We start from the raw sequence: 25,444 nt of genomic DNA, 5'->3' as shown, positions 1-25,444 counted from the left end.
CCCGGATGGGTGAAATAATCACCACCCGGACTTGAATTCCGCCCGACCAGCCCCATATTCAAAGCTCCGCAGCCAGGTGCTGCGGAGTTACGACTGCAGCAGCACAGCGCACAACGTGACCAGCCCCGGTAACCGAAACCCGGGAGGCAACATCGGACCGTCGGGCCACAAGCCGACCGATTGAATGCTACACGTAACCTGGCTGAGATGTCGAAGCATGCACCACTGACGGCCAAAAAAGACGGGAACTTCCCCGCTATTTGCTGGCCTAACAGACGGTTAAAAGTTATACTTTGGCGTTTTTCTTCCGCCTTAAAAAACGGAACCTAGGCTTCTATGTCATCGACGCAACAATCCCGACTGAAAGAACTGATTGCCAAGGGCAAAGAGCAGGGTTACCTGACTTACGCTCAGGTAAATGACCACCTGCCGGACGATATTGCCAACCCCGACCAGGTTGAAGACATCATCCGCATGATTAACGATATCGGCATCCCGGTATCAGAAAATGCACCGGATGGTGAATCTCTGTTTAACGAAGCAGCCGACGACGCTGCCGCCGAAGAAGCCGCTGCCGCCCTGGCACTGGTGGAATCCGACGTAGGCCGTACCACCGACCCGGTGCGCATGTATATGCGCGAAATGGGTACCGTGGAACTGCTGACCCGTGAAGGCGAAATCGTAATCGCCAAACGCATTGAAGAAGGCATCCGTGAAGTGATGTCTGCCCTGGCCTATTACCCGGGTGCGGTTAACACCATTCTGAATGCCTTCAAAGAAGCCGAAGAAGACCCGAATAAAGTCGGCGATATCTTCAGCGGCTTTATTGACCCATCCGACGAAGATCCGGAACCCGGCCCACAAGCCGGTGCCGCAGCCGAAGCGGCAAAAGCGGAAGAAAGCGATGACGCTGATGACGATAGCGATGATGAAGACTCTGAAGAAGAGGAGCAGGATTCCGGCGTCGATCTGACCGAAGTTATCCGTCGCTTTGAGGAAATCTCAGCCGCTAACGATGTGATGGAAGCCGACATTGAAAAACACGGCCGTGCCAGCAAGCAGGCAGAAGAAGCCATTGCCAAACTGGCCGAGTTATTTGCGCCAATCAAGCTGACGCCGAAATATTTCGACAGCCTGGTGGATGAAGCCCGCGACGCACTGAATGCTATCCGCACTCAGGAACGTCAGATTATGGTACTGATGACACGTAAATGTGGCATGGACCGTAAAGATTTCATCAAAGGTTTCCAGGGCAATGAAATCAACAACGAATGGATCGAAACCCTGATCGAAGCGGGCCGCCCGTATTCGAAAAAACTCGATACCTACAAGCTGGACATCTTCCGTTCGCAGAAAAAAATCAAAGCCGTTGCTGACCGTGTAAACCTCAGCATCCCTGAGATTAAAGAAGTGAACCGTAAGGTCTCCATCGGCGAAGCCCGTGCTCGTCGTGCCAAGAAAGAAATGGTAGAGGCCAACCTGCGTCTGGTTATTTCGATCGCCAAAAAATACACCAACCGCGGCCTGCAGTTCCTCGACCTGATTCAGGAAGGCAACATCGGCCTGATGAAAGCGGTGGATAAATTCGAATACCGTCGTGGTTATAAGTTCTCAACTTACGCCACCTGGTGGATTCGTCAGGCGATTACCCGTTCGATTGCCGACCAGGCACGCACCATCCGTATTCCGGTGCACATGATCGAAACCATCAACAAACTGAACCGTATTTCGCGTCAGATGTTGCAGGAGATGGGTCGTGAAGCAACGCCGGAAGAACTGGCTGAGCGCATGGACATGCCGGAAGATAAAATCCGCAAAGTGCTGAAAATCGCCAAAGAACCGATTTCGATGGAAACGCCGATCGGTGACGACGAAGATTCACATCTGGGTGACTTTATCGAAGATACCCAGTCAGAATCGCCAATGGATACCGCTACCAACGACGGCCTGACCGAAGCCACCCGCTCGGTACTGTCGGGCCTGACGGCACGGGAATCCAAGGTTCTGCGGATGCGTTTTGGTATCGATATGAACACCGACCATACGCTGGAAGAAGTTGGCAAACAATTCGACGTTACCCGTGAGCGTATTCGTCAGATCGAAGCCAAAGCACTGCGTAAACTGCGTCACCCAAGCCGCTCAGACCACCTGCGCAGCTTTATCGACGAATAATCAGCGGCTGTACTAAGCGCTGAAATAAACAACCGCCGCCTGTTAGCAGACGGCGGTTTTTTTATGCTTGCCAGGTTTTCGTTGATAAATCAAAGGACTGGCGCTTATTACTAAGCATGGTTATAATCTCGTGCGTTCGGCAATAAGGATTCCTTCAGCCGAATATCTGAATTTTCAAGCCGCAGGAGTGCTGGCAAGGCGCAGCAAAAAAAATGGAAGGCGTGTGGTAAACCACATAACTGAAATTTTTGAGCACGCAACACAGCCAAAGCGATCTGCGCGAAGAAAATGGGCCCTTAGCTCAGCTGGTTAGAGCACTCGACTCATAATCGATAGGTCCACGGTTCAAGTCCGTGAGGGCCCACCATTTATTCCCCGCGACAAAAAATTGTTGTGCGGCGGTGAAGCTTAACTTCAGCACATTTCCAGATAACTTGAGCAGGCTGCCGCACATTTCCATCAAGTTAAAAGAATGATCATCCGCCCACCCTTTCAAGCAAAACGCCTGACCAAACAAAGCCATTGCCTCGGTCAAAAAATTCAACGACAACTCACAAAAAACGATTTTAAAGTGAATCCGTGGTAGCCTCTGCCACTATTGCTAAAACTAACGATTAGAGTCCTCCTCGCAATCCACTGCCATCTCGCCCGTATGATGGGGGAACACAAGATGCGTATTGCCGACTTAGCCAGAAAGCGAAATGGAGTTTCCGAGTAATGACAGCTGCCTCACAACGCAACCCAAGCAGTAACTTTGGATTTCTTGCTGAGCATGATTCGATCTTTGCCGAGCTGGCGCAGGCGGCGGAGCGTGTTTTCGCTAATGATCCAAATACGACGCTGATTAAGCTCCGTCAGTTAGGCGAAGCGATGGCGCAGCATCTTGCGGCCATGGTTGGCTTAGATTTCTCAGAGCAAACCTCTCAGGCAGACCTCCTCTATCACCTGAATCGCGAATTGCGCCTCGACCCGAATGTACGCGAGATGTTCCATATTCTGCGTATCGAAGGGAATAAAGCGACTCACCAATTCCGTACACAGCACAAAGAGGCTATTGATGGCCTCAGAGTCGCCCGCAATCTCGCGGTCTGGTTTCATCAGTCATTTGGCAAGCAAGGCACGACGTTCAAGCCTGGGCCATTTGTCGCACCGGCTGATCCAAGTGCCGACCTGCGCGAACTACAGGCTCAGATATCAAAGCTGAGTAATGAGCTGGAGCAGGCAAGCCTCGAACTCAGTGAAAGTCAGCAACTCAACGACCTGATTGCCCGCGAAAAAGCCGAATACGAAGAACTGCTGGATGTCATGGATGAAGAGTCCAAAGCGACGGCAGAGCAGACTCAGGCGATTGAAGCGGCGCTTGTAGCTCAGGCAAAAGAGTACGAAGCCAAGCTCGCGGCTTTGCGCGAGCAGGTCAAAGAACAGGACTCACAAGCTCAGAGCAAGCAACGTCAGCAGGTCTCAAGTAAAACTCAGGCTGCAACTCAGCACATTGTGCTGGATGAAGAACTGACCCGCATCCTGATCGACACCCAATTGATTGAGGCTGGCTGGCAAGCCGACAGCACCGACCTGACCTATCAACGTGGTGTGCGCCCCGAAAAAGGAAAGAACCTTGCCATTGCTGAGTGGCCAACAGAACATCTGGGCCATAAGGGCCGGGCAGATTACGTGTTATTTGCTGGCCTGACACCCATCGCTGTCGTCGAAGCGAAAAAAGAAAACACCAATGTCGCCGGTAAAATCACTCAGGCTGAGCGATACAGCAAAGGCTTTCAGGTAAGTGCACCGTTAGCGCCGGCATGGGAACTGGCGGGTCAGACCATTGCCTGGCCGGACGAAGGCGAGAGCCACTACAAGATACCGTTCGTCTATTCCTGCAATGGCCGCCCGTATGTTCCGCAACTGGCAGAGCAGTCAGGTACCTGGTTCCGTGATGTGCGCAGCCACGCGAATACCAAACGGGCCTTGCAGAAGTTTCATACGCCAGAAGGCTTGCTTGATCTGCTGCAACGCAGCAAAGAAGAAGCGCAGAAAAAACTCGAAAGCGAACCTTTTGGCTACCTTAAATTGCGTGATTATCAGCAGAAAGCCATTAACGCCGTAGAGCAGACTCTGACCAGAGACGAGCGCTCCGCTTTGCTTGCCATGGCAACGGGCACAGGCAAAACACGCACCATCATTGGGTTGATGTACCGTTTTCTTAAGGCTGAACGCTTTAAGCGTATTCTTTTTCTGGTCGACCGAACAGCACTTGGCCAGCAGGCGCTGGATTCCTTTAACGAAGCACCGTTAGAGCAGAACCACACGCTGTCCAAGATATATAACGTGGCAGAACTCGGCGATATGACCGCCGAGGCAGAAACCCGCGTACAGGTCGCTACGGTACAGGCCATGGTGAAACGGATATTCCAGAGCGACAATCCGCCGCCAGTCGACCAGTTCGATTGCATCATCATCGACGAAGCCCACCGGGGCTACACGCTTGATCAGGAAATGACAGACGGTGAACTCGCTACCCGCGATACCAGTCAGTACCTGTCAAGTTACCGCCGGGTGCTGGACTACTTCGATGCCGTGAAAGTCGGGCTGACGGCCACCCCTGCAAAGCACACCAGTGAGATATTCGGTAAGCCGGTCTACACCTATTCCTACCGTGAAGCGGTCGCTGACGACTGGCTTATCGACCACGAGCCGCCCATCCGCTACGAAACACTGCTCACCCAGCAAGGCATTAACTTTGCCAAAGGCGAGCAGGTAGAAAGCGTCAATATGCAGACCGGTGAGGTGCAGAGCGCTGAATTGGATGACGAACTCAGCTTTGAAGTCGATGCCTTTAACCGCCGGGTACTGAACGAGAACTTTAACCGCGTTATCTGTGAGCAGCTGGCACAGGAGCTTGATCCGTTCGGTGACGAAAAAACCATGATCTTCTGCGCCACCGACCTGCACGCCGACATGGTGAAGCGCCTGTTAGATGATGCCTTCAAAGCTATGTATAACGGTGAATACAATCAGGCCGCCGTGGAAAAAATCACTGGCCAGAGTGATAAAGTCGATCAGCTTATTCGCCGCTACAAAAACGAACGCTACCCCAATATCGCCATTACCGTAGACCTTCTGACCACAGGTATCGACGTACCTAAGATCTGTAACCTCGTATTTATGCGACGGGTGAAGTCGCGGATTCTCTATGAGCAGATGATTGGTCGTGCAACGCGTCGCTGTGACGAAATCGGTAAAACCGTATTCCGCATCTACGACCCGGTGGATATCTATGCAGCGCTGGCTGACGTCAACACCATGAAGCCACTGGTGCGTGACCCGAATATCACTCTGGAGCAGCTAACCACAGAACTGACTGACCCAGAGCAGTTAGAGCGGGCATTGAACGCGCCGGGCGAGACACCCGACCAGAGTCAGGCCGACGTGGTACTCAGTCAGCTCAGCCAGAAGGTTATGCGCGTACTGCGCAAGGCAGAAAAGAAAGCCGAGAACTCACCGCAGCTGAAACAGAAACTCAGCGAGCTGCATGATCTTTGGGGCGTTGAGCCCAAGAGCCTGCACAAGCACCTGTATGACCTGGGCCCAGCCAAAGCGGCGGAGTTTATTAACCGCCACAGCGGTCTGCTGCACCAGCTCGATGAAGTGAAGCACCTGATCGGCAGCGACCGTCAGCCGGTTATCTCGCACCACGACGATGAGATTCGAGAGCGTACTCAGAGCTACGGCGAGCATCAGCGCCCGGAAGACTACCTGGATAGCTTCAATACGTTTATCAAAGAGCAGGTAAACCAGAGTGCGGCACTCAGTGCGATAGTGAACCGCCCACGGGATCTGACCCGGGAACAACTGAAAGAAGTGAAACTTCTGCTCGATAGCGCAGGCTACTCTGAGGCCAAGCTACAGACCGCCTACCGCAACCAGACTAATCAGGATATCGCTGCCAGCATTATCGGCCATATCCGCCGCGCAGCGTTAGGTGAAGCATTAGTTCCGTTCGAGCAGCGCGTCGCGCAGGCTATGCAGCGCATCTACCAAAGCCATAACTGGACGCCAGCCCAACGTAAGTGGCTGGAGCGCTTAGCCAAGCAGCTGGTGCATGAAGTCATTATTGACCACGAGTTCGTTAATAACCGATTCAGCGAACAGGGCGGGGCAAAGCAGCTTAATAATGCTCTTAACGGTCAGTTGGATACGGTTCTTGAAAAGTTGGCGGGAGCAGTTTGGTCGGAAATAGTATGAGTGTTTTTGATAGGCTTGTTGTTTATTGGAAAGCTTACGATGAGAGGAAACTGAAAGCTGGAAGTAAAGGGTCTAAAGGGCTTAAGTTCATGCGACTATATAATGAGGTCGCAGGTAGATCCGATGATCTAAATCGAGAGTTGACTGTTTCTTCGCATGATTTTAACTCGGTTGATAGAGGATATAGAAAATTATATCGTTTAGCGGGTAATATTTATGAGAGAGCGTCCGCTAGATTTTCCCGCGGTGTATTTTTATATACAAATTTTCAGAAACATCCGGTCTCAAGTATACAAGCTCTAATAGAGGCTGTTGATGAATTTGATTTTGCGCTATCTCAGAAAATTCTTAACAACTATCCAGATAGATATGTGGCTTGCCTTACTCAGTTAGGAAACACCTACAGAAGAGCCGCGAATGAGTATTTATATCCCCTTTCTCCTAATGAATGCAGAATTAAAGCCATGGAGTGCTTTCAAGGTGTCGAGAAATATTTGAGTAATCGAAGTGGCAGCGAGTACCCATCACTATCCATGCTCCATGCTGAAAATTACGCAAATAAGGCAGTGTTGCACTGTGATCTGAAAGAATATGATGCGTCTTTAATATTGTATGTAAAGTCAGCAGAGATCATTATTTCAGAGATAAAGAGATTTGGGCTTCGATTTCTTCAATATCCAAAAAATAGGATGGTTTACTCTAGTGTAATAGGTTTGGCCTATAGATCAATAAAGTCAATTGATGGCCAAAGATATCCAGTGTTACTCGGAGAAATTAAATCGATTGTTGACGTGGTAGGCTATCCGGATCTGTCTTTCTCTATTCGATATATTAACTCTTCCAGTACTGAAAATATCACTGAATTTCTCAGTCGGTCGGTTATTTCTGGTGAAAAAATCCAAACGTCTGAGCGATATATCTCAGAGCTTTTTGGAAAGCGATATTTCAGTCTGACAGACCATGAAAGCGATATTCTGGCGAGAAGCATACAGATAATTTCTTCTGGAATGGCCAGATACCTATCCAGTAATAATATTTATATCGATGCACTAATTTGCTTGGAGGGATGTAGCAACCTCAGGGCGTCAGAATTAATGTTATACTTTTGGCAAAGGTTCACTAAAACTGATCACTTTTTTACCCTTCGACTCAGTTACTCCATTTCTCAATTACTCAGATCTATAAGTGCACAGACCGATTTCATACATCGAGACACTACAAAGTCTCAGAAAGAATGCTTTATGAATGAGGTTTTACCCGCGATTAATAGTGAAAGAGAAGAGATAGACCCATTAGATGTTCTTTATCTTGATCGCTTTATATCTACCGCTAAAAATCTGGACAAAAGCAAGGCTCTGGTTGCTAGTCTTTTTGCTGACCTCCAGATTATTCAAGCCGAGGTTGAGAAACAGTCTAAGTCGGATATTACTCTTATAACCCCAAATGTACTTGTCAAAACAATAGAGCGTAACCCCGGTTTTCTTCTGGTTAAGCTGGACATTCAACAATATATGAATGACCTGTTGGTCATTACGGCCCACTGGAATGGTAAAAGAGTTGTTTATCAAAGCCATTCGTTTCCTATCGCCAGTGATCTGATCAATACGGTCTCCCAGTTTGATTCAGGCTTTCATTACGATACAGATGTTGATCTTAGCTTTATCGATTGGAAGAAGATCCTTCCCGAAGGGATAAACCGAGTCGCACTTTTACCGTCATTTTATGCAGCCAGCTTCCCCTGGGTAGCAACAGGCAATGACGGCGAGAAGTTAGTTGATCTCGTTGATGATGTTATCTGGCTCCCGGGAATTCTGAGCATCTACAACCATATAGGGACAAAAGTTCGTCGTGAGGGAGCGTGTCGGGTGGAGGGCAAGAACCTCCGCTTCAGCGATTCAGTAGAGCAATCTTTAACCAAAGTTGAGCTGGCGCATAAGCTCTCACTGGTAGAAGAATTTTCATATCTCGGCCATGGTGAACATCGCCAGGGGGAAATACCCGAGTTACAGATTGGTGAATACACTTTTATTGCCGATGAACTGGGGGAGAAGTTAGCCGGAATAAAACTGGCTGAAATCTGGGCGTGCGAAGCAGGGATGAATCGCTCTGATATTCCTTTCGGCTGCCCAGTTAATGAACCTTTCGGCATGGATATGAAGATGATGCTGCATGGGGTGAATTCTGCAATTGGTACTTTGTGGCGCGTCCCTGAGTTAACCACTCGTATTATCAAGGGTAAATACGACGTACTGAAAAATGAGGGCATCAGCCCTTCAAAAGCTCTGCTTGCAGCTCAGCGTTGGTGGTTGGCAACAGGGGCGGCGCAGTATTCTGATGCTCACCTGTTTGGTGGGGTGAATGAATTCTTACATTCTTTAGGCATCTCGACGTCTACCGAGCCTTCGGTTGATGATCTCTTAGGCCCAGTGAAAGCCAATGATAAGAAAAGAATTGAGAATGAGAGAAAGGCACTTCTTGATCGTTTGAAGCATCCACATACCTGGGCTGGATTCCGCTTTTGCGGGCTTTATGAACACGAGATTGAATACATTGACCCTTCGCCATTTGAAGTCACCGAAGAGAGCAGGGCTGAGTTTTTGAAGTATTTATCGACTCTGGGCCTGAAAAGTGGATTTATCAAAACATCATGAATACCAATGATCTGACCCCCGATGACTGGACACTTGAGGGTAGAAAAAACTTTGTTGAAGAGCACAGAGACAGGATTGTTCTGATCATTGAGCACGCTGCCGAGACGCTGCTTGATGACGAAACGGTCTCAACAGTGTATGGATCGATGGACAAAGTTCCTGATGAAGTTATTAACCGCTTTCTGGTACCTGAACTTGATTCCAGTAAACTTCCGTGCACTGATATAAGTGTATTTTCTGAACTGCACTTCTGGACCAAACACAAAACGCGTGGGCGGAAAGGGGCTGCACGACAGAGCGGTTCTTCATTCCCCGATGTTGATGGAGTTGAGGGTGCCAGCGATCTGGTTCTTGATCCTATGGAGAAGGTTGCTACTACTCTCAAGCGACTGAATTCAAAAGTGGATGCCGATCTTGTCGGCTTCTGGCTGGAAGCCAACAAAAAGTTCAAAGAGTATATAGGCGATCAATTTGAGGGCTCAGCTGAAGATACTTGCAGAAATACTTCACCCCCCCAAAGATCAAGATACAAAGCCGACGCTTGCTTCCGTTTTAACTATCTCCATTTAAAGCTCGGCAACATCCCGGACGTCAGGGATCGTACTGCGCGCAGGGACTATGAGTCTAAGTACTTTCAGAAAGGTAATAACTCACCCCAGTACGTGTACCGGGGAACTGAACCTGAGTCACATCAGACCAAACAGGAGATTCGAACCTTCATCATGCGGTTGATCGAACAACTTTCCAGCATGAATGAAGATCTTGATAATCTCGAGCGTATACTTTTGAAGCCAGCACTAAAGAAGGCTCTGCTTGATTTGTATGAGTTTGATGACAGTATGACAGCGAAAGGCCGGCAGCTGTTATCAACTCTCGAAAATAATAAGGCGGTGGTATGAGTATCGAAAAACATGTACTGGATGCCATGGTACAGGGGCAGGATGTAGACCGTCAGTATTGGGAGCAGCTTTTGTTAGAACCTGACGCTGATGAACTATGGTTTTCAGCAGTCGAGCGTCGCCGACAGATTGATCGATTCACTAAGCTGGTGAGCGTAGCCCCTTTGATAGCATCCTGTCTGCAATCGGCTCGACGGCTTATGCAGAACCTTGCTGAAACCGCTGGAAAACTCACTGTCACCCCTCAGTTCGACGAACTCAACAGCTACCTGTCTTCCTCAGATGAGGGGACCGTACCGGAAGACACTTCCAGAGAAATCGAGGTCCTATGGAATAACGAATGCATCGAAGAGCTGCCGTCAGGCCTGCGTTTGTCATTCGGCTCCGAAACATTGAAATGCTGGCACTATCAGATGGCCGGAGGTGAAGGCTGGCTCGAGCCGAATGATACCTGGGATGTAGTTGCTGAGGACGGCCCAGTCATACTGATATTTTTTGATCAAGAAGTATCAACACTCAGCATTCCCGATGCACTCGCGACAGAAAGTAACCGGGCTATAGTGACCATCGTTCCGTCTTAATCATTCTTCGCTCAAATAAAAAGCGAAAAAAAACCTGAATCTCTGCGTATGTCAGTACCTATAACCAAAACAGGAACTGACTATGTTTACTCAATGCACCAGCACTCGTACTGGCGAACCCTTAAAATCCTATCAATATCAATCCGCAGCCCAGCAAGCCGCAGATCACGCAAAGCTCTACTATGGCCGGAGCATGGTCCCGTATCAGTGTAAACGCTGCGATTTCTGGCACCTTTGCCCGGAAGACCGCCATACCCCGAGCGAGACCTGTCACCACTGCACCAGCAGCCAAGGAAAGCCCAAGCAGTTATACAAGAGCAAGAAGGCCGCTCAGAAGCGCGCAGATTGCCTACGAGCAGAACGCGGTATTACGCTCAGTGTCTACGAATGCCCTCATCAGCATGGCTGGCATCTGACCAAATCCAGCAGATTGTGAGGTGGGCGATGAATAAGCACATCGTATTTGTCTCCGTCGACTGGGAGCGCCCGCAAGACGGCCGCTCAAACCTTGGCGCGGCATCGATTCTGGCGTCGCTGAAAGCCGCGGGTATTCACTACACCGCGATCGAAGATGCCGTAAACGCCCCAGACTTTGATTACGACCGGTTAGAAGCCAGAGTTCTGGCTGCGATTCATGAGCTGGAAGTTCAGGGCTCGGAGTGTCTGGTCGGTATTGGCGCCTACATCTGGAACGAGCCTGTGACTCAGAAGCTGACCGAGGTGATTCATAACGTCACCTCGGTACCAGTGGTTCTGGGCGGCCCGCAGATTTCATACGCAGAGAAAGGCACACTTGAAGGTCTTTATCCCTATGCCAATATCTTCGTGCGTGGCCACGGCGAGTTGGCCATGGTGGCACTTGCCAGAGGTGAAAGGCCGGAGCATCTGGGCATTCACGTTGTCGGTTCTGAAGACCGTAACCAGAAAGCCGAAACTGATCTTGAGCAACTGGCGTCACCCTGGCTTACCGGGGTAATGACCCCCGGCGAGTCCATCCGGTGGGAGACCATGCGCGGCTGCCCGTTTAAATGCAGCTTTTGCCAGCATCGTGAATCGGGTAATCGCTTCAAACTGGCTGAAAAGCAGTTCGACTATGAACGCATCGCCAAAGAAGCCCGCTTGTTCGCGCAGGCAGGCGTTAAACGTATCTCGATTCTTGACCCAATCTTTCACCTCGATAGTAAACGCACCGTCGAACTACTGACCATGTTCAAAGAAGTGGGCCTCACAGCTCAACTGGCTCTGCAATGCCGTTTTGAATCGGTGAAAGACGAATTCCTTGATACGCTCAAAGGCCTGAACGTTGTTCTCGAATTCGGCCTGCAGACGACAGATTACGAAGAAGGAAAAGCCATTGGCCGCCCCAACCGGCTGGATATGGCCGAGCGTGTTATTGAAAAGCTCAAGGCCCGTAACATCCCCTTCGAGGTCTCGCTGATCTATGGCCTGCCGAAGCAGACACTCGCCAGCTTCCGCGAATCCCTGAGCTGGTGCTGGCGTCAGCAGGTGCCGGTAATCCGCGCCTGGCCACTGATGATTCTGCGTGGCACCGAACTCGATAAACAACGCGAAGAGTTCGGGCTGGTGGAATCTGACAACGAGGCCATTCCGCAGGTTATCGCCAGTAACAGCTTTAGCCATCAGGAGTACCGTCAGATGCAGAGGCTCGCCGAAGCAACCAGCGAGTCCGATACCACTCACCTCAACGATTTATTCAAGGATGTATCTAAGGAGCAAAACAATGCCATATTTTATCGTGCTTGAAGGACTGGACGGCGTCGGCAAAAGCACACTGGCCCGTCGTCTTGCCAGCGAATGCGGTTACCAGCTGATGACCACCCCCGGTACACAGCTGCTGCCTATCCGGTCCGACATCATCAACGGCCTGGGCAACAGCCAGACCGCCAGAGCACTGTTTTACGCCGCTACTGTGCAGGCCGAAGGTGAAAAAGCCCGTGGCTTCAACAAGCAAGGTAAAACCGTAGTGATGGACCGCTACCGCGCCTCCACCATTGCCTACGCCTTCGAGCGAGGGGTGACGATTGATCTCAATGCAATGCTCAGCCAGGCCATAAAACCGCACCTCAGCATCCTGCTGACTCTCGATGAGGCAGATCGGCAACACAGGCTAAAGCAACGCGGCACAACTGCCGAAGACATCGAAACCCTCAACTCTGAGTTCAGAGATGGGGTGATAAGCCGCCTGAAAAGTATGTGTGATATCGAGCTGGATCTCACAGGAGCCGATGAAAACGAGGCCGTGCTGCTCGTGAGGCAATGTATTAACAGGCATTTGATTCTCAACCGTTAGTCCTAACCTAAAATAAACACCTCCTTTATTTTATCTTTAGAATTAAGTTAAAATAATAGCTTCGCTTATTTTAACTTCAGGAGCCCCTATGGATCGGGGAGTCACAGGCACATACGTGCCAAGCATCGCAGGCGGAGTGGCGTGTCAGGCGTTTATACCTGCGCCATTGCCGCCGCAGCCTGCCTTACTGATGGACAGCAAGCTCCAGAGTCGTATCAATGCCGCCATGCTGGCCCTTGGCAGGCTTGATGCCATCAGCACTTTACTGCCCGATGCCCGCTTGTTTCTGTACAGCTACGTCCGCAAAGAAGCCGTGATGTCATCGCAGATCGAAGGCACGCAGTCTTCGCTCAGCGACCTCATGCTCTACGAAATGGAAGGCCTGCCCGGTGTCCCGATGGACGACGTGCAGAAAGTCTCGTGCTACGTCAGTGCCTTAGAGCTGGGCGTACACCGCATCCGCGAAGGCGAACCCATTGCTTACCGCCTGCTGACTGATATGCACAAAGCCCTGATGACCTCCGGCAGAGGCATCAGCAAAGGGCCGGGCGAATTCCGCAAACATCAGGTCTGGATCGGTGGCCACCGTGCCGACGAAGCCGCCTTTGTCCCCGCACCAGCAAACGAACTGGCAGAATGCTGGGCAGCGCTGGAGCGCTTTCTTAATGATGTGCCTGAAGCCACTGATCCACTGATTAAAGCAGCACTCGCACACGTTCAGTTCGAGACCATTCACCCCTTTATGGATGGTAATGGTCGTTTGGGGCGCTTGCTGATTCCCCTGATACTGACCGGCGGCAAAGTACTGGCTGAGCCACTGCTTTATCTGTCTGTGTTCTTTAAAAAACACAGGCAGGTCTACTACGACAAACTGCAGCAGGTCAGGCTGACTGGCGATTGGGAAGGCTGGCTGCTGTTCTTTGTCGATGCCGTAGCCGATACCGCCACACAGGCGGTAAACACCGCACAGCAGCTCAATGCCCTCAGGGCTGAACACCGGGCGCAGCTCAGCAGCCTTGGCCGTATGGCGCCGTCTGCGCAGCAGGTGCTCGACGTGTTATTCGAGTACCCCATCATCAATATTGCCACCCTGGTAAAACAGGCTGGCATCACCCCCGCCACGGCAGGTAAAGTGCTCGACCGATTATCGCAGCCGGAGCTGAACATCGTCCGCGAACTCACCGGCCAGAAACGTAACCGAATATTTGCTTACAGTGCCTACATCGACGTACTGAACCAGGAATAACCATGACCAGCAACGACATCGTACAAAAACTCTGGAACCTCTGTGACGTACTGCGTGACGACGGCATCAACTACAGCGACTACGTCACCGAGCTGGTACTGCTGCTGTTTATTAAAATGGTGCACGAAAACACCGAAGCCGGGGTGCTGAAAAAACATCCGCTGCCGGAAGGCTGCCGCTGGACCGACCTGAGCGGTAAATCCGGCATTAACCTGCTCGACGACTACAAACGTATTCTGCTGGCGCTCTCTACTGGTAAAGTCACGGTGCCCGACCTCACCGATCCGAGTAAAACCGTAGAAATCACCATACACGAAGACCCGCTGATCAGCGCCATTTACGCCGACGCCCAGACCCGCCTGCGTGAGCCGCGCCACCTGGAGCAGATCATCAAACGCTTCGACGAAATCAAAGACTGGTTCAGCGCCAGCAAAGACGGCCTCGGTGACTTGTATGAAGGCCTGTTAGAGAAAAACGCGTCTGAAACCAAATCCGGTGCCGGCCAGTACTTTACCCCGCGCGCACTCATCAACAGCATGGTGCGTTGCATCCGCCCGCAACCGGGCGAAGTGATACAAGACCCGGCCGCCGGTACCGCAGGCTTTCTGGTCGCCGCCGACCAGTACATGCGCGAACAGACCGACGACTACATCGACCTGAACGCCAAAGACGCCGACTTTCAGCGCAACAAAGCCTTTGTCGGTGTCGAACTTGTACCCAATACCCGCCGCTTAGCCCTGATGAACTGCCTGCTGCATGGCATGGAGGGTGGCTCTTCAAATGGCGCTGAAGGCTCCGAAGGCGTCATTCTAGGTGGCAACGCTCTGGGCGACGCCGGTAAATCTTTAAAACCGGCCGATATTATTCTCGCCAACCCGCCGTTTGGTACCAGCAAAGGCGGCGAAGCCAGCAATACCCGCGACGACCTAACGTTTAAAACCAGCAACAAACAACTGGCGTTTTTACAGCATATTTATCGCAACTTAAAACCCGGTGGCCGCGCCGCCGTCGTGCTGCCGGATAACGTCCTGTTTGAAGCCGGTGTCGGCACCGACGTGCGCCGCGACCTGATGAATAAATGCAACCTGCATACTATTCTGCGCCTGCCGACCGGTATTTTTTACGCCCAGGGCGTAAAAACCAACGTACTGTTTTTTACCAAGGGCTCAGCGACCGACAAACATCAGGAAGAAAACTGCACCGACAACGTCTGGGTCTACGACCTGCGTACTAACATGCCAAGTTTTGGTAAACGCACGCCCTTTACCGAAAATCATTTAAAACCGTTTGAAGCGGTCTATTTTGCCCAACCGGCGGGTGGGGATCTTATCCCCGACACAGACACTCAAAATGAGTGCCAGCCCGACCTCGCCAACCGCAAAGAAGGGGAATACTCCTTCGACGCCCGCGACATCGACGTTGACGCCGACGCAATAGAAGAAAACAAAGACGTCAGCGATGAGTTAAGTCACAGCCGCTGGCGCTGCTTCAGCCGCGACTGGATCGCCAACACCAAAGGCGACTCCCTCGACATCAGCTGGCTAAAAGATAAAGACAGCGTCGACGCCGCCAGCCTGCCCGAGCCGGACGTACTCGCCCGCGAAGCAAAAGACGAACTGGAAGGCGCACTGAGTGAGCTTGATGGTTTATTAAAAGCGCTGGAAGGGGTGGAGTGATGGCTGCCAACAGTCATTCCGGAACGCCGGACCGCCGCGAAGGCGGGAATCCATTGCCGGAGGGGTGGTGTTTTTCGCAGATAAGCGACGTTTCTCTGAAAGCTTCTCAAAGAAAGCCAGACGACGAGGAATCATTTGCCTATGTTGATATTGGTAGCATCAACAGAGATTTAAAAGTAATCGAATCGCCTCAAAAGCTCCTCGGTAAAGAAGCTCCGAGTCGGGCTAGAAAGGTTATTAAGCAAGGAGACGTACTTGTCTCACTGACAAGACCTAACTTAAATGCAGTTGCTTTGGTAAGTGGTGAGTTTGACGAGCAAATAGCTTCAACAGGATTTGAGGTAATTCATCCTTTGTTGGTAGACAGCCGCTATATTTTTGCTTTAACCAAATCCAAAGAGTTTGTTGATTCAATAAGTGGTGCTGTACAAGGTGCTCTCTATCCGGCTGCGAAATCATCTGACGTTCAGGCATACTGCTTTCCTCTCCCTCCCCTCGCCGAACAAAAAGTCATCGCCGAAAAACTCGACACCCTGCTGGCACAGGTCGACACCACCAAAGCCCGCCTCGAACGCATCCCGGACATCATCAAACGCTTCCGCCAGTCGGTACTGGCCGCAGCGGTGAGTGGGAAGCTGACGGAGGAGTGGCGGAAAAATGAAGGGACTGTTTGGCAATCATTGGTGATAGATGACATCGGTGAGGTAAAAGGCGGTAAAAGACTACCAAAAGGTGATGAGCTAGTAGAAGAAAATACTGGATTTCCGTATATACGAGCTGGCCAGTTGAAGCAAGGCACAGTTATCAACACGAGTGATGCACGATCTAAACAGCTATTTATTACAGCAGAGACTCAAGCGAAGATAAGTCGCTATACAGTTAATCCTGGGGATTTATACATAACAATAGTAGGTGCATCAATTGGTGACGCTGGGGTTATTCCTCAACACTACTCAGGTGCGAATTTAACTGAGAATGCTGCAAAAATTACTGAGTTTAAGAAACCGATTAAAAGTCAATTCTTATCCTATTGGCTTCGTTCTCAGGAGTTACAAGATCTAATACAGTTAGAAATAAAATCTGGAGCGCAAGGTAAACTGGCGCTAAAGCGAATCAAGGAACTTCCTGTACCGTATACGGACATCGATGAACAAACCGAAATCGTCCGCCGCGTCGAAGAACTCTTTGCCTTCGCCGACAGAATCGAACAGAAAGCCGCAGCGGCACTGGAGCAGGTGAACAACCTTACCCAGTCGATACTGGCCAAAGCCTTCCGGGGTGAACTGACGGCCGGCTGGCGCGCCGCCAACCCGGAGCTGATCAGCGGTGACAACTCCGCCGAAGCCCTGCTGGCGAAGATACAGGCCGAGCGTGAAAAACTCGCGCTTGAGAAAAAGGCCGCTAAGAAGCCCCGCAAGAAAAAGACCGATGCGGTTACTGCCACCAAGCAGACACGATAAAGGATTGAGGGATCAACCCTGAGACTTATAAACTCTGCGAACCAATGCCGCCTGGCAAGCGGCTACCTCACTATTCAGCAACGATAAGGAAAGTATCCGCGGTAAGAGATTCATATTGACCGAGCCTGTTTTTCCCCTTTTGGGTTCATAAATCAGCTACTATTCGCCATTTTGATCATAACGACATACCATAATCCTTCGTTAATTCGGGAGTCAGATAATCTTATGATTACTATTGAAGCTATTGCTCCGCTGTCCAATGAAGATGCAATTATTCGTATCGCCAAACAAAATGATGCAACAGATTATTGGATCAGTAGCCATAGTGAGAAACAAATAGCCATTAAAATTCTGATCGAAAAATCCAAGTCTCAGAAAATTCTCGATCAGCTACAAAAAGTGATGGAAGGAAAAAGTAATTTTCGGGTACTGGCTTATCCTCTGGAAATTGCGCTGCCCTACGACCGCAGCAAAGGAAATGGTACCAGTACCGTTTCGCGTGAAGCCCTGCTGAGTGAATTAAAAACTCAGAGCAAGCTCGACGGTCACTATTTAATGCTGGTTTTTCTCAGCACGATCGTCGCCGCTATTGGGTTGCTTGAGAATAACGTCGCGGTGATTATTGGCGCGATGGTGATAGCACCATTACTCGGGCCTAACCTGGCACTGTCGTTATCCACCACACTGGGGCAGATAAATGGCGTGCTCAGTGCTGCCCGCACACTGATTGTCGGCATTACAACTGCGTTACTGATTTCACTGCTCATCGCGCTATTTTATCCCAATATTCACTTCACCGAAGAGTTACTTGCCCGCACCAGCGTCGGTCTGGATGGGCTGGCCCTCGCGCTTGCTTCAGGTACCGCCGCAGCACTTTCTATCATGACAGGGGTATCGTCCGTGCTGGTCGGGGTAATGGTCGCCGTAGCACTGCTACCGCCCACCGTCACCATTGGTATTTGTCTGGGACTTGGGGCATACCCGGAAGCCATGGGCGCTACTCAGCTGCTGATTGCCAATATAGCTTCGGTAAATCTGACGGCCCAGCTGACCATGCGTATTAAAGGCATTAAACCACGCGATTCAAACAAACAACGTACGGTATTATTGGTGTTTGTTACCGGCGCTATATTCTGGTGTGCATTAATCGGCTATTTGCTGTATCAGCTGTATCGCTAGCTTAAGCGCTGCGATACAGCAGAATTACTGAGCTTATGCCGCGCTATCAGACACCGGTATGTCGCTTTGCCCGGCGGCACAGGCGCGTACCTGATCGAAGGTTTGTTGCCGTAACAAACGGCCGTTGCGGAATACCGGCTGCAACAAATTCTGTTGCCCGGCCAGCTGCTCCAGACGAATGGTCTGGTAGCCAGCCACATCTTTGATCAGCGCCAGACGGCCACGTTTGGAACGTTTACCCGGATCCGTCAGCGGATCTTTATAAACGTCGCGCCACTGGCCATTAATACAAATGGCCGACGCTTTCATAGCGAATTTCTGGGTGTCGCGGTTCACCTTCTGTAATAACTCGCCGCCCATACCAAAACTGATATTCTCAGCACTGATGTTAAGCGCGGTTAACGCCGCCAGAATGGCGTCAATGGTGGCGGCACTGATACCGTCGCCCTGAATCAGGCGTACGCAATCGGGTAATACGCGAAAGCCTTTGCTGTTGGTACGGTAGCCAAACGCCCGCATTAAGCGCTGCAAGGCTTCGCACACCACCGCAACCGGGTCACCGGAATCCGGACGAATAACCAGTGTGCCGCCCATGGTTTCCACCTGTTGCTTTAACGTTTTGCCCCACAGATTGTCGATGGCATTCCATAAGTCGTAGGAGTCGCTAACGACGGCCACGACTTGTCCGTCGCCGCCGAACTGTCTGAGCATGTTGGCGTAAGCGTCGGTTTCGCCGTCTTTGCCCCAGCTGGTGATGGTGCTGTGCTCCGCCGCCGGAATCGAAAAGGCCGGCATCTGCGCAGCGTAATAACGTCGGGCGGCCATCAGTGCCGATACCGTATCGGTACCCATAAAATTGATTAAGTGCGCCGCACCTCCGAGAGCGGCGCTCTGTTCTGAACTGGCTCCGCGGGCGCCAAAATCGTGTAATTTAAACGCCAGGCCATCACGGTTATCGGCGCTTTTATCGAGATAATCAGCAATGATGTTTTTACACGCTTTGGATACCGTCGCCACCGTCGTCGGATACCAGATGGCACGTAATAACGCCGTTTCCAGATAGCTGGTTAACCAGGCACAGGCCGGGTCGGTGTTCTGAACCTGCACCATCACATTACCCACCGGTAACACCGTGCCCTCTTCTACCGCCTGAATTTCTACCGGTAAAAAACCGTCGTATTGCTCAACAATATATTCCCAGCCGGCGCGGTTAAAAGGCACACCGTGTGCGGTTAACACCGCTTCCGCTTCGTCAATATCGGCACGGCTGATCGGCCGGGTTAAATATTCTTTGATAAATGCCTGCAAACCAAACACCAGCGTCTCGGCATAATCGCCACCGCGAGATTCGATATAGCTGGAAACATATTCTGCCCCTTGCGGGTATTGCAGATAGTGTGAGGTTTTGTACGAATCGGTATTCAGAATCATATTGTTCATGACGGAGCTCCTCCTGTCTGATGATGAAACAGCACTGGTCTGTCCTGTGCTGGTTTGTCGCTGAACCACGGTTCCCGTCGTTCGATGAAATACATAGTGGCTTAACGCCACTTAAAAAGCAAGAAAAAATTTCAGCCCGTATAACCCCTGAACAGTGGCGCTGATCAGGGGCTTCAGGCGTGGCCCAGTAAATCCTGAATAATAAAGTAGTGATCTTCAAACAACTGCTGTGGTTGCAGCTCACCCAGCGGCAGCCAGCGGGCGCAACGGGCATCGTCACCACCTCTGACTTTCGGCAGGCTGGCACTGGCATCAAGCTCGATATAAAACGCATGAGTAATGGTACGGCCACGGGCAGAGCGGTGAGGATCATCAAACACCGCCTGGCGTTTTATCGAACCTTTCAATACCGGTGCCGGTACTTTTAAGCGGGTTTCTTCGCGCAACTCACGCAGGCAGGCATCGAGTAACCGCTCCTGCTGATCGACAAAACCACCGGGCAACGCCCACAACCCTTTGCCCGGGTTGGCACGCCGTTCGACCAGCAACACATGACCCGACTGCACCACCAGTGCATCCACCGTGACAAAGGTGGGCGCATACGGCGCCGCCTGCCAGGCCTGTTTATACTGGCCAATAAAATCAATTTCGTCACAGATGCGCTGATATTCTGGCCGTTGTGCGGCAAACTCTGCCAGCCACTGCTGTACCGCCGCTGGCAAACGTTCGTCCTGCTGTAATAACGCCGCACAACGGCTGCGATCAAAAAACTGCTGGCGTAACGGTGTGGCACTGATGCCGTGATAATTATCGACTGCAATACTTTGCCACTGTGGAAATAAATTCAGATAAAAACCGCTCTGATCTTTCCGGTGTCCGATTAAAGCAATCCGGGGTGGCTGTAACGGCGTTGTGTGGTGAGCGGTTACCAACCCGGAAACCGTACTCTGCACGTTGCGTACCCAGAGTTCATCGTTATAAGGCACATCCATCAGCGGTAAACAGATTAACCGCTCGTTTTCGCTGGCCGATAAACAACCGCGCAACATCTGCTCACGTTCCTGATGACTCCAGGGGTTACGCGGATTACGTGCCTGCCAAGCTGAACCCAGTAATACAATCAGTTTTTGTGCGCGTGCCAGGCCGCTACGCACCACCTGCAGGTGACCCTGATGAACAGGCTGAAAACGGCCAATAAAGACCGCAAAATCGAATTCATAAGACATACAGCAAGCTCCTTGCCGTGAGACATTAAACGGCCGGTCTTTCCCGCCGCATGACAGTTGCCCGGAATCGGGCAAAGGCTTATTATTGGCGTTATGCCACCAATGTCAAGATATTCGCAAAATGAAACAATCCGATGAACAGGCCTATCTGGCCAGCTATAACCGCCAGCAGTTTGATGCGCCGCTGTATTCGGTGGATATCGCTATTTTTACCCTGCACGACGACCAGCTTAAAGTGTTGCTGGTACAACGCGGCGACTTTCCCCACAAGGGCCTGTGGTCGTTACCCGGTGGCTTTGTCGACCTGCAGGAAGACACCAATATCGATATCACCGCACGGCGCAAATTATTGACCAAAACCGGCGTTGATGCACCACTGCTGGAGCAGGTCGTCAGTGTTGGCAATAAACACCGTGACCCGCGTGGCTGGTCGGTTACCACTCTGTATATGGCGTTAATTCCCTATGCCCCCAGCGCCGGCTTTGTCGATTCCGTTGCCGATGCCCAGTGGTGGCCACTGAGCGAGGCTCTGACACTGGAGCTGGCCTTTGATCATCAGCAATTGATCCAGCAGGCACGCCAGCGGCTGCAGCATAAAACCGCGTATACGGTATTACCGCTGCATGTGCTGAAGACGCCCTTCTCACTCACTCAACTGCAGCAGGCGTTTGAATTACTGATGGATAAAAAGCTGGAGAAAAAATCCTTCCGCCGCCGCATTGCCAATGCCGAATTATTAAAAGAAGTTGGCGAAGGGGTCCCGGCTGGCGGCAAAGGCCGGCCAGCGGCACTGTATATCCCGGCACCCGGCAGCGAGCGTCACTTATTTACCCGGGTGTTTGGCGACTGACGATGCAGTTATCCATCCGTCGTTACAGCCGCCAGCCCAATGCCCACCAGCATGATTTTCATCAGCTGGTGTTACCTCTGCAAGGCAGTATTCGCCTGCAACAACCCGGGTTTCAGGGGCTGGTCAGCCCGGGGGAATGTGTGGTGATTCATCAGGGGAATAGCCATCAGTTTGCCGCGGCCGAAGCCGCCCGTTTTGTGGTGGCGGATCTCGATCAGTTACCGGCCAATCTGCAGCAGGCTGAACAACTGGTGTTTGCCATCACCCCGGCACTGCAGCGTTTTTGTGAATTTATTGAGGCTCAGCTGTCGGCTCAGGTCAATCCGGCGATCGAGCAACAGCTGCACAGCACCTTCTGGTTATTGTTATCCGAGCAACAGGATTTCCGTCTGGTCGACAGCCGGATTCGCCGGGTCGTTGCCGCCATCGACCAGCAATTACAACAATCGCTGACCATCAGCCAGCTGGCCGCACAGGCACATCTGAGCCCGACACAACTGAAATCGTTGTTTCGCCGCCACACCGGGCAAACACTGATGGGCTATATCTGCCAGCAACGCATGAACAAAGCCAAAGCCTTATTGTTGCATACCGACCTGCCGGTTCAGCACATTGCTGAACATTGTGGCTATCTGGATGGTTCTGCTTTCAGTCGCCGTTTTCGCCAGTACTTCGGGCTTTCTCCGTCACAAATGCGACAATAAAGAGGAACCCACAAAGCGTCTTTGCGCTGCATAACAGTGTCCGATCTGCACAATTTCATATTCCATGTAGCCTTACACTGCCGGCCTGTTTCATTCAGCCATTATCCGTCAGGTCAGTAACATGCGTTTTTTATCCCCTCACTATCGTGCGATCAGCAGCATTGTGCTGGCCTGTTTTTTATGGGGCACCACAGGCACAGCGGCCAGTTTTACCCAGGGCATCAGCCCGCTGGCGATCGGCGCCGCCGCCATGGGCGGCAGTGGCCTGTTACTGCTGCTGTATGCGCGCAAAAGCTTATGGCACGACCGCGGACGTTTATATCAGCAACGCTATCTCCTGTTGCTGGGCGGACTGGCCGTCTGCAGTTATCCACTGGCGTTTTACAGCGCTATGGCATTTGCCGGTATTGCCGTTGGCTCGGTGATTTCTCTGGCCTGCGCGCCGTTTTTTGCCGCCCTGTACGAAGGCCTGATTTATCGCCGCTGGCCCTCAGTACGCTGGCTGTGCAGTTTTCTCATCGGCAGCAGTGGCGTGTTATTACTGGCGCTGCAACAACCCGCCAACAGCGAACTGAGCGACGATTATCAACTCGGCATCGCCCTCGGACTGGTCGCCGCCGCCAGTTATGCGTTGTATTCCTGGGTCGCCAAAGCGCTGATTGAACAGGGCGTGGCCTCCGCCAGTGCGATGGCCAGTCAGTTCGGCTTGTCGGCGCTGGTGTTATTACCGCTACTGGCGGTGGTGGGAGATAACCTGCTGGCGTCGCTCAGCAACAGCGCCATTGTGGTGTATATGGTGCTCGGCCCGATGTTTATCGGTTACCTGTTATTTGGTTATGGCCTGCGTGTTGTCAGTGCCAGCCAGGCGACGTTGTTAACCTTACTGGAACCGGCTCTGGCGACTCTGATGGCGGTATTGGTGGTAGGAGAACAACTCACGCCAGCCGGCTGGTTCGGCATGTTGTTGATTTTAATTTGTCTGGTATTGCAAGCGGAAAAACGTCAGGCAAAAAAAAGCCACACCGGTGGCGTGGCTGAATAATCGTGACTGCCGTTAACCCAGCGAATCAGTCCAGTGCTAAAAAGTGCTGACGGTAATGCAACATTTCATCAATCGACTCTTTAATATCGTCCAGTGCCTGATGCGCGCCTTTTTTGTTAAACGAAGACACCACTTCCGGCTTCCAGCGTTTCGCCAGCTCTTTGAGGGTGCTGACATCGATATTGCGGTAATGCATATAGGCTTCCAGCTCGGGCATATATTTCACCAGAAAGCGCCGGTCCTGATGAATGCTGTTGCCACATAACGGCGATGCCCCGGCCTTCACGTATTGTTGCAGGAATTCCAGTGTCTGTAACTCCGCCGCCCGGGCATTGGTCTGGCTTTCCCGCACACGCTTAGTCAGGCCGGAATTACCATGGGTTTTGGTGTTCCAGTCATCCATCGCATCCAGCAGCACATCGGGTTGATGCACCGCCAGTACCGGCCCTTCGGCAATAATATTCAGGTCTTTATCGGTGACGATTGTGGCAATTTCAATAATCACGTCTTGTTCCGGGTCCAGCCCGGTCATTTCCAGGTCCATCCAGACCAGATTTTCTTTCTGATTCATACCATCCGCCTTTTTTACAGGGCCTTAGTCTAGCAACATGCATCAGCCCCACCAAGCCCAGCGCAAGCGCTATCAGGCACAACGCTTGCACCCGGGCCGGGCAACCGCGAGAATAGCGCCTTTATTCAGCCACGATCACAGGTTCCATGGCCAAACGCAAACTCACCAAACGCCAGACATGGCGGGTCGAAAAAATTCAGCAGGAAAAAGCCAAACGCGCAGAACGCAAAGAGCAGGATATTTCCGAGAAGCTGAACGCCGGTGAACTGGGCGAAGAAATTCACGGCCAGGTCATTGCGCACTTTGGTACCCAGGTGGAAGTGGAAGATGCCCAGCGCAGCAGTTATCGCTGTTATCTGCGCGCTAATCTGGGTTCGCTGGTGACCGGCGACCGGGTGGTGTTCCGCCCCGGGCCGGAACAACAGGCCGCCAGTGGTGATACCATCCGCACCGGTGTGGTGGAAATGGTACAACCCCGCGAGTCCGAGTTATCCCGCCCGAACCCGTATAACGAAATTAAACCGGTGGCCGCGAATATCGATTTTATCGTGCTGGTGATTGCGCCGGAGCCGGAAGCCCATGCCAACCTGATTGATCGTTACCTGGTGGCTGCCGAAAACTGCGATATCGAGCCAATCCTGCTGCTCAATAAAACCGACCTGATCAACGCAAGCAACCAGCAGCGGTTTGATGAATTACTGGCCACCTATCAGCAACTGGGCTATCGCACCTTACGGGTGTGCAGCAAACAGGAAAGCAGCCTGAGTGAATTTAAAGACTTCCTGAATGGTCGCATCAGCGTGTTTGTTGGCCAGTCCGGGGTCGGTAAGTCGTCACTGATCGATACCCTGCTGCCGGATGAAGAATTAAAAGTCGGCGCCTTATCTCATGCCAGCAAAAAAGGCCGCCACACCACCACCACCGCACGACTGTATCACTTCCCTGAGGGTGGTGATTTGATCGACTCGCCGGGGATCCGTGAGTTTGGTTTGTGGCATATGTCGGAAGACGAAGTGTTACAGGGCTTTAAAGAAATCCGCCATCTGTCGGGTTATTGCCGCTTCCGCGATTGCCACCACGAACAGGAGCCGGGGTGTGCCATTCTCCAGGCGGTGGAACAAGGTGAGATCAGCGAAGCCCGCTTTAACAGCTATAAACGCATTCTGGAAACCCTGACCGAGCTATAACCGG

At 51.6% G+C, this 25,444-nt stretch carries 18 protein-coding genes and 1 tRNA gene; 16 read left to right on the top strand and 3 right to left on the bottom strand.

Annotated elements, in window-relative coordinates; genetic code table 11:
- Positions 1–336 precede the first annotated feature (336 nt).
- The 12 genes from rpoD to ACFOMG_RS01415 all read left to right on the top strand — a co-directional run bounded on the left by rpoD (position 337) and on the right by ACFOMG_RS01415 (position 18,420).
- Positions 337–2,172 (top strand): RNA polymerase sigma factor RpoD, encoded by a 1,836-nt coding sequence (gene rpoD, locus ACFOMG_RS01470; protein ID WP_376864328.1) that lies wholly within the window; start codon positions 337–339, stop codon positions 2,170–2,172.
- Positions 2,173–2,462: 290 nt separating this feature from the next.
- Positions 2,463–2,539 (top strand) — tRNA-Ile (locus tag ACFOMG_RS01465).
- 350 nt (positions 2,540–2,889) lie between these two features.
- Positions 2,890–6,417, top strand: coding sequence for a type I restriction-modification system endonuclease (gene hsdR / locus ACFOMG_RS01460; protein WP_376864327.1), 3,528 nt, complete (start codon positions 2,890–2,892; stop codon positions 6,415–6,417).
- A complete protein-coding gene (locus tag ACFOMG_RS01455; protein WP_376864326.1) occupies positions 6,414–9,068 on the top strand; it encodes a CHAT domain-containing protein in 2,655 nt (884 codons plus the stop codon). The genes hsdR and ACFOMG_RS01455 overlap by 4 nt, the downstream gene beginning before the upstream one ends.
- Complete coding sequence (locus tag ACFOMG_RS01450; RefSeq protein ID WP_376864325.1) at positions 9,065–9,967, top strand: hypothetical protein; 903 nt, start codon at positions 9,065–9,067, stop codon at positions 9,965–9,967. The genes ACFOMG_RS01455 and ACFOMG_RS01450 overlap by 4 nt, the downstream gene beginning before the upstream one ends.
- A complete protein-coding gene (locus ACFOMG_RS01445) occupies positions 9,964–10,548 on the top strand; it encodes a hypothetical protein (RefSeq protein WP_376864324.1) in 585 nt (194 codons plus the stop codon). Before ACFOMG_RS01450 ends, ACFOMG_RS01445 begins: the two co-directional genes overlap by 4 nt.
- A gap of 444 nt (positions 10,549–10,992) precedes the next feature.
- Positions 10,993–12,312, top strand: coding sequence for a B12-binding domain-containing radical SAM protein (locus tag ACFOMG_RS01440; protein ID WP_376864323.1), 1,320 nt, complete (start codon positions 10,993–10,995; stop codon positions 12,310–12,312).
- A complete protein-coding gene (locus ACFOMG_RS01435) occupies positions 12,290–12,859 on the top strand; it encodes a dTMP kinase (protein WP_376864322.1) in 570 nt (189 codons plus the stop codon). The genes ACFOMG_RS01440 and ACFOMG_RS01435 overlap by 23 nt, the downstream gene beginning before the upstream one ends.
- A 115-nt stretch (positions 12,860–12,974) precedes the next feature.
- Positions 12,975–14,105, top strand: a complete 1,131-nt coding sequence (locus ACFOMG_RS01430; protein WP_376864321.1) for a Fic family protein — start codon at positions 12,975–12,977, stop codon at positions 14,103–14,105.
- Between the two features lie 2 nt (positions 14,106–14,107).
- Positions 14,108–15,781, top strand: coding sequence for a class I SAM-dependent DNA methyltransferase (locus ACFOMG_RS01425; RefSeq protein ID WP_376864320.1), 1,674 nt, complete (start codon positions 14,108–14,110; stop codon positions 15,779–15,781).
- Positions 15,781–17,241 carry a restriction endonuclease subunit S gene (locus ACFOMG_RS01420; RefSeq protein ID WP_376864319.1) on the top strand — a complete coding sequence of 487 codons (1,461 nt, stop codon included), beginning with the start codon at positions 15,781–15,783 and terminating at the stop codon, positions 17,239–17,241. Before ACFOMG_RS01425 ends, ACFOMG_RS01420 begins: the two co-directional genes overlap by 1 nt.
- 225 nt (positions 17,242–17,466) lie before the next feature.
- Positions 17,467–18,420, top strand: coding sequence for a TIGR00341 family protein (locus ACFOMG_RS01415; RefSeq protein WP_376864318.1), 954 nt, complete (start codon positions 17,467–17,469; stop codon positions 18,418–18,420).
- Positions 18,421–18,453: 33 nt separating this feature from the next.
- Here ACFOMG_RS01415 and ACFOMG_RS01410 read toward each other — a convergent pair whose 3' ends face one another.
- Together ACFOMG_RS01410 and ACFOMG_RS01405 are read right to left on the bottom strand one after the other, a co-directional pair.
- Complete coding sequence (locus tag ACFOMG_RS01410; protein ID WP_376864317.1) at positions 18,454–19,860, bottom strand: nicotinate phosphoribosyltransferase; 1,407 nt, start codon at positions 19,858–19,860, stop codon at positions 18,454–18,456.
- A gap of 173 nt (positions 19,861–20,033) precedes the next feature.
- Positions 20,034–21,086 (bottom strand): bifunctional nicotinamide-nucleotide adenylyltransferase/Nudix hydroxylase, encoded by a 1,053-nt coding sequence (locus ACFOMG_RS01405; RefSeq protein ID WP_376864316.1) that lies wholly within the window; start codon positions 21,084–21,086, stop codon positions 20,034–20,036.
- A gap of 121 nt (positions 21,087–21,207) precedes the next feature.
- Between ACFOMG_RS01405 and ACFOMG_RS01400 the strand changes: the two genes are divergently transcribed.
- From ACFOMG_RS01400 to ACFOMG_RS01390, 3 genes are all read left to right on the top strand, one after another.
- A complete protein-coding gene (locus ACFOMG_RS01400) occupies positions 21,208–21,936 on the top strand; it encodes an NrtR DNA-binding winged helix domain-containing protein (protein ID WP_376864315.1) in 729 nt (242 codons plus the stop codon).
- Positions 21,937–21,938: 2 nt separating this feature from the next.
- Positions 21,939–22,640, top strand: a complete 702-nt coding sequence (locus ACFOMG_RS01395) for an AraC family transcriptional regulator (RefSeq protein ID WP_376864314.1) — start codon at positions 21,939–21,941, stop codon at positions 22,638–22,640.
- A gap of 121 nt (positions 22,641–22,761) precedes the next feature.
- Positions 22,762–23,682, top strand: coding sequence for a DMT family transporter (locus ACFOMG_RS01390; RefSeq protein WP_376864313.1), 921 nt, complete (start codon positions 22,762–22,764; stop codon positions 23,680–23,682).
- A 25-nt stretch (positions 23,683–23,707) separates the two neighbouring features.
- Here the strand turns inward: ACFOMG_RS01390 and orn are convergent, their stop codons facing one another.
- On the bottom strand, positions 23,708–24,253 hold the full coding sequence (gene orn, locus ACFOMG_RS01385; RefSeq protein WP_376864312.1) for an oligoribonuclease: 546 nt from the start codon (positions 24,251–24,253) through the stop codon (positions 23,708–23,710).
- 146 nt (positions 24,254–24,399) lie between these two features.
- Between orn and rsgA the strand changes: the two genes are divergently transcribed.
- On the top strand, positions 24,400–25,440 hold the full coding sequence (gene rsgA, locus ACFOMG_RS01380; protein WP_376864311.1) for a small ribosomal subunit biogenesis GTPase RsgA: 1,041 nt from the start codon (positions 24,400–24,402) through the stop codon (positions 25,438–25,440).
- The last annotated feature ends 4 nt before the right edge of the window (positions 25,441–25,444 follow it).

The sequence above is a fragment of the Bacterioplanoides pacificum genome (assembly GCF_042648445.1).
Lineage (GTDB): Bacteria > Pseudomonadota > Gammaproteobacteria > Pseudomonadales > Oceanobacteraceae > Bacterioplanoides > Bacterioplanoides pacificum.
The sequence above is the reverse complement of the archived record's forward strand: the minus strand, read 5'-3'. Positions and strand labels throughout refer to the sequence as shown.

Bases quoted from the DNA above. Each gene is read 5' to 3' on its own strand.
- ACFOMG_RS01450 (WP_376864325.1), top strand. From the start codon at position 9,065: ATGAATACCAATGATCTGACCCCCGATGACTGGACACTTGAGGGTAGA.
- ACFOMG_RS01390 (WP_376864313.1), top strand. From the start codon at position 22,762: ATGCGTTTTTTATCCCCTCACTATCGTGCGATCAGCAGCATTGTGCTG.
- ACFOMG_RS01440 (WP_376864323.1), top strand. From the start codon at position 10,993: ATGAATAAGCACATCGTATTTGTCTCCGTCGACTGGGAGCGCCCGCAA.
- ACFOMG_RS01420 (WP_376864319.1), top strand. From the start codon at position 15,781: ATGGCTGCCAACAGTCATTCCGGAACGCCGGACCGCCGCGAAGGCGGG.
- rsgA (WP_376864311.1), top strand. From the start codon at position 24,400: ATGGCCAAACGCAAACTCACCAAACGCCAGACATGGCGGGTCGAAAAA.
- hsdR (WP_376864327.1), top strand. From the start codon at position 2,890: ATGACAGCTGCCTCACAACGCAACCCAAGCAGTAACTTTGGATTTCTT.
- orn (WP_376864312.1), bottom strand. From the start codon at position 24,253: ATGAATCAGAAAGAAAATCTGGTCTGGATGGACCTGGAAATGACCGGG.
- ACFOMG_RS01445 (WP_376864324.1), top strand. From the start codon at position 9,964: ATGAGTATCGAAAAACATGTACTGGATGCCATGGTACAGGGGCAGGAT.
- ACFOMG_RS01410 (WP_376864317.1), bottom strand. From the start codon at position 19,860: ATGAACAATATGATTCTGAATACCGATTCGTACAAAACCTCACACTAT.
- ACFOMG_RS01400 (WP_376864315.1), top strand. From the start codon at position 21,208: ATGAAACAATCCGATGAACAGGCCTATCTGGCCAGCTATAACCGCCAG.
- rpoD (WP_376864328.1), top strand. From the start codon at position 337: ATGTCATCGACGCAACAATCCCGACTGAAAGAACTGATTGCCAAGGGC.
- ACFOMG_RS01435 (WP_376864322.1), top strand. From the start codon at position 12,290: ATGCCATATTTTATCGTGCTTGAAGGACTGGACGGCGTCGGCAAAAGC.
- ACFOMG_RS01405 (WP_376864316.1), bottom strand. From the start codon at position 21,086: ATGTCTTATGAATTCGATTTTGCGGTCTTTATTGGCCGTTTTCAGCCT.
- ACFOMG_RS01455 (WP_376864326.1), top strand. From the start codon at position 6,414: ATGAGTGTTTTTGATAGGCTTGTTGTTTATTGGAAAGCTTACGATGAG.
- ACFOMG_RS01425 (WP_376864320.1), top strand. From the start codon at position 14,108: ATGACCAGCAACGACATCGTACAAAAACTCTGGAACCTCTGTGACGTA.
- ACFOMG_RS01395 (WP_376864314.1), top strand. From the start codon at position 21,939: ATGCAGTTATCCATCCGTCGTTACAGCCGCCAGCCCAATGCCCACCAG.
- ACFOMG_RS01415 (WP_376864318.1), top strand. From the start codon at position 17,467: ATGATTACTATTGAAGCTATTGCTCCGCTGTCCAATGAAGATGCAATT.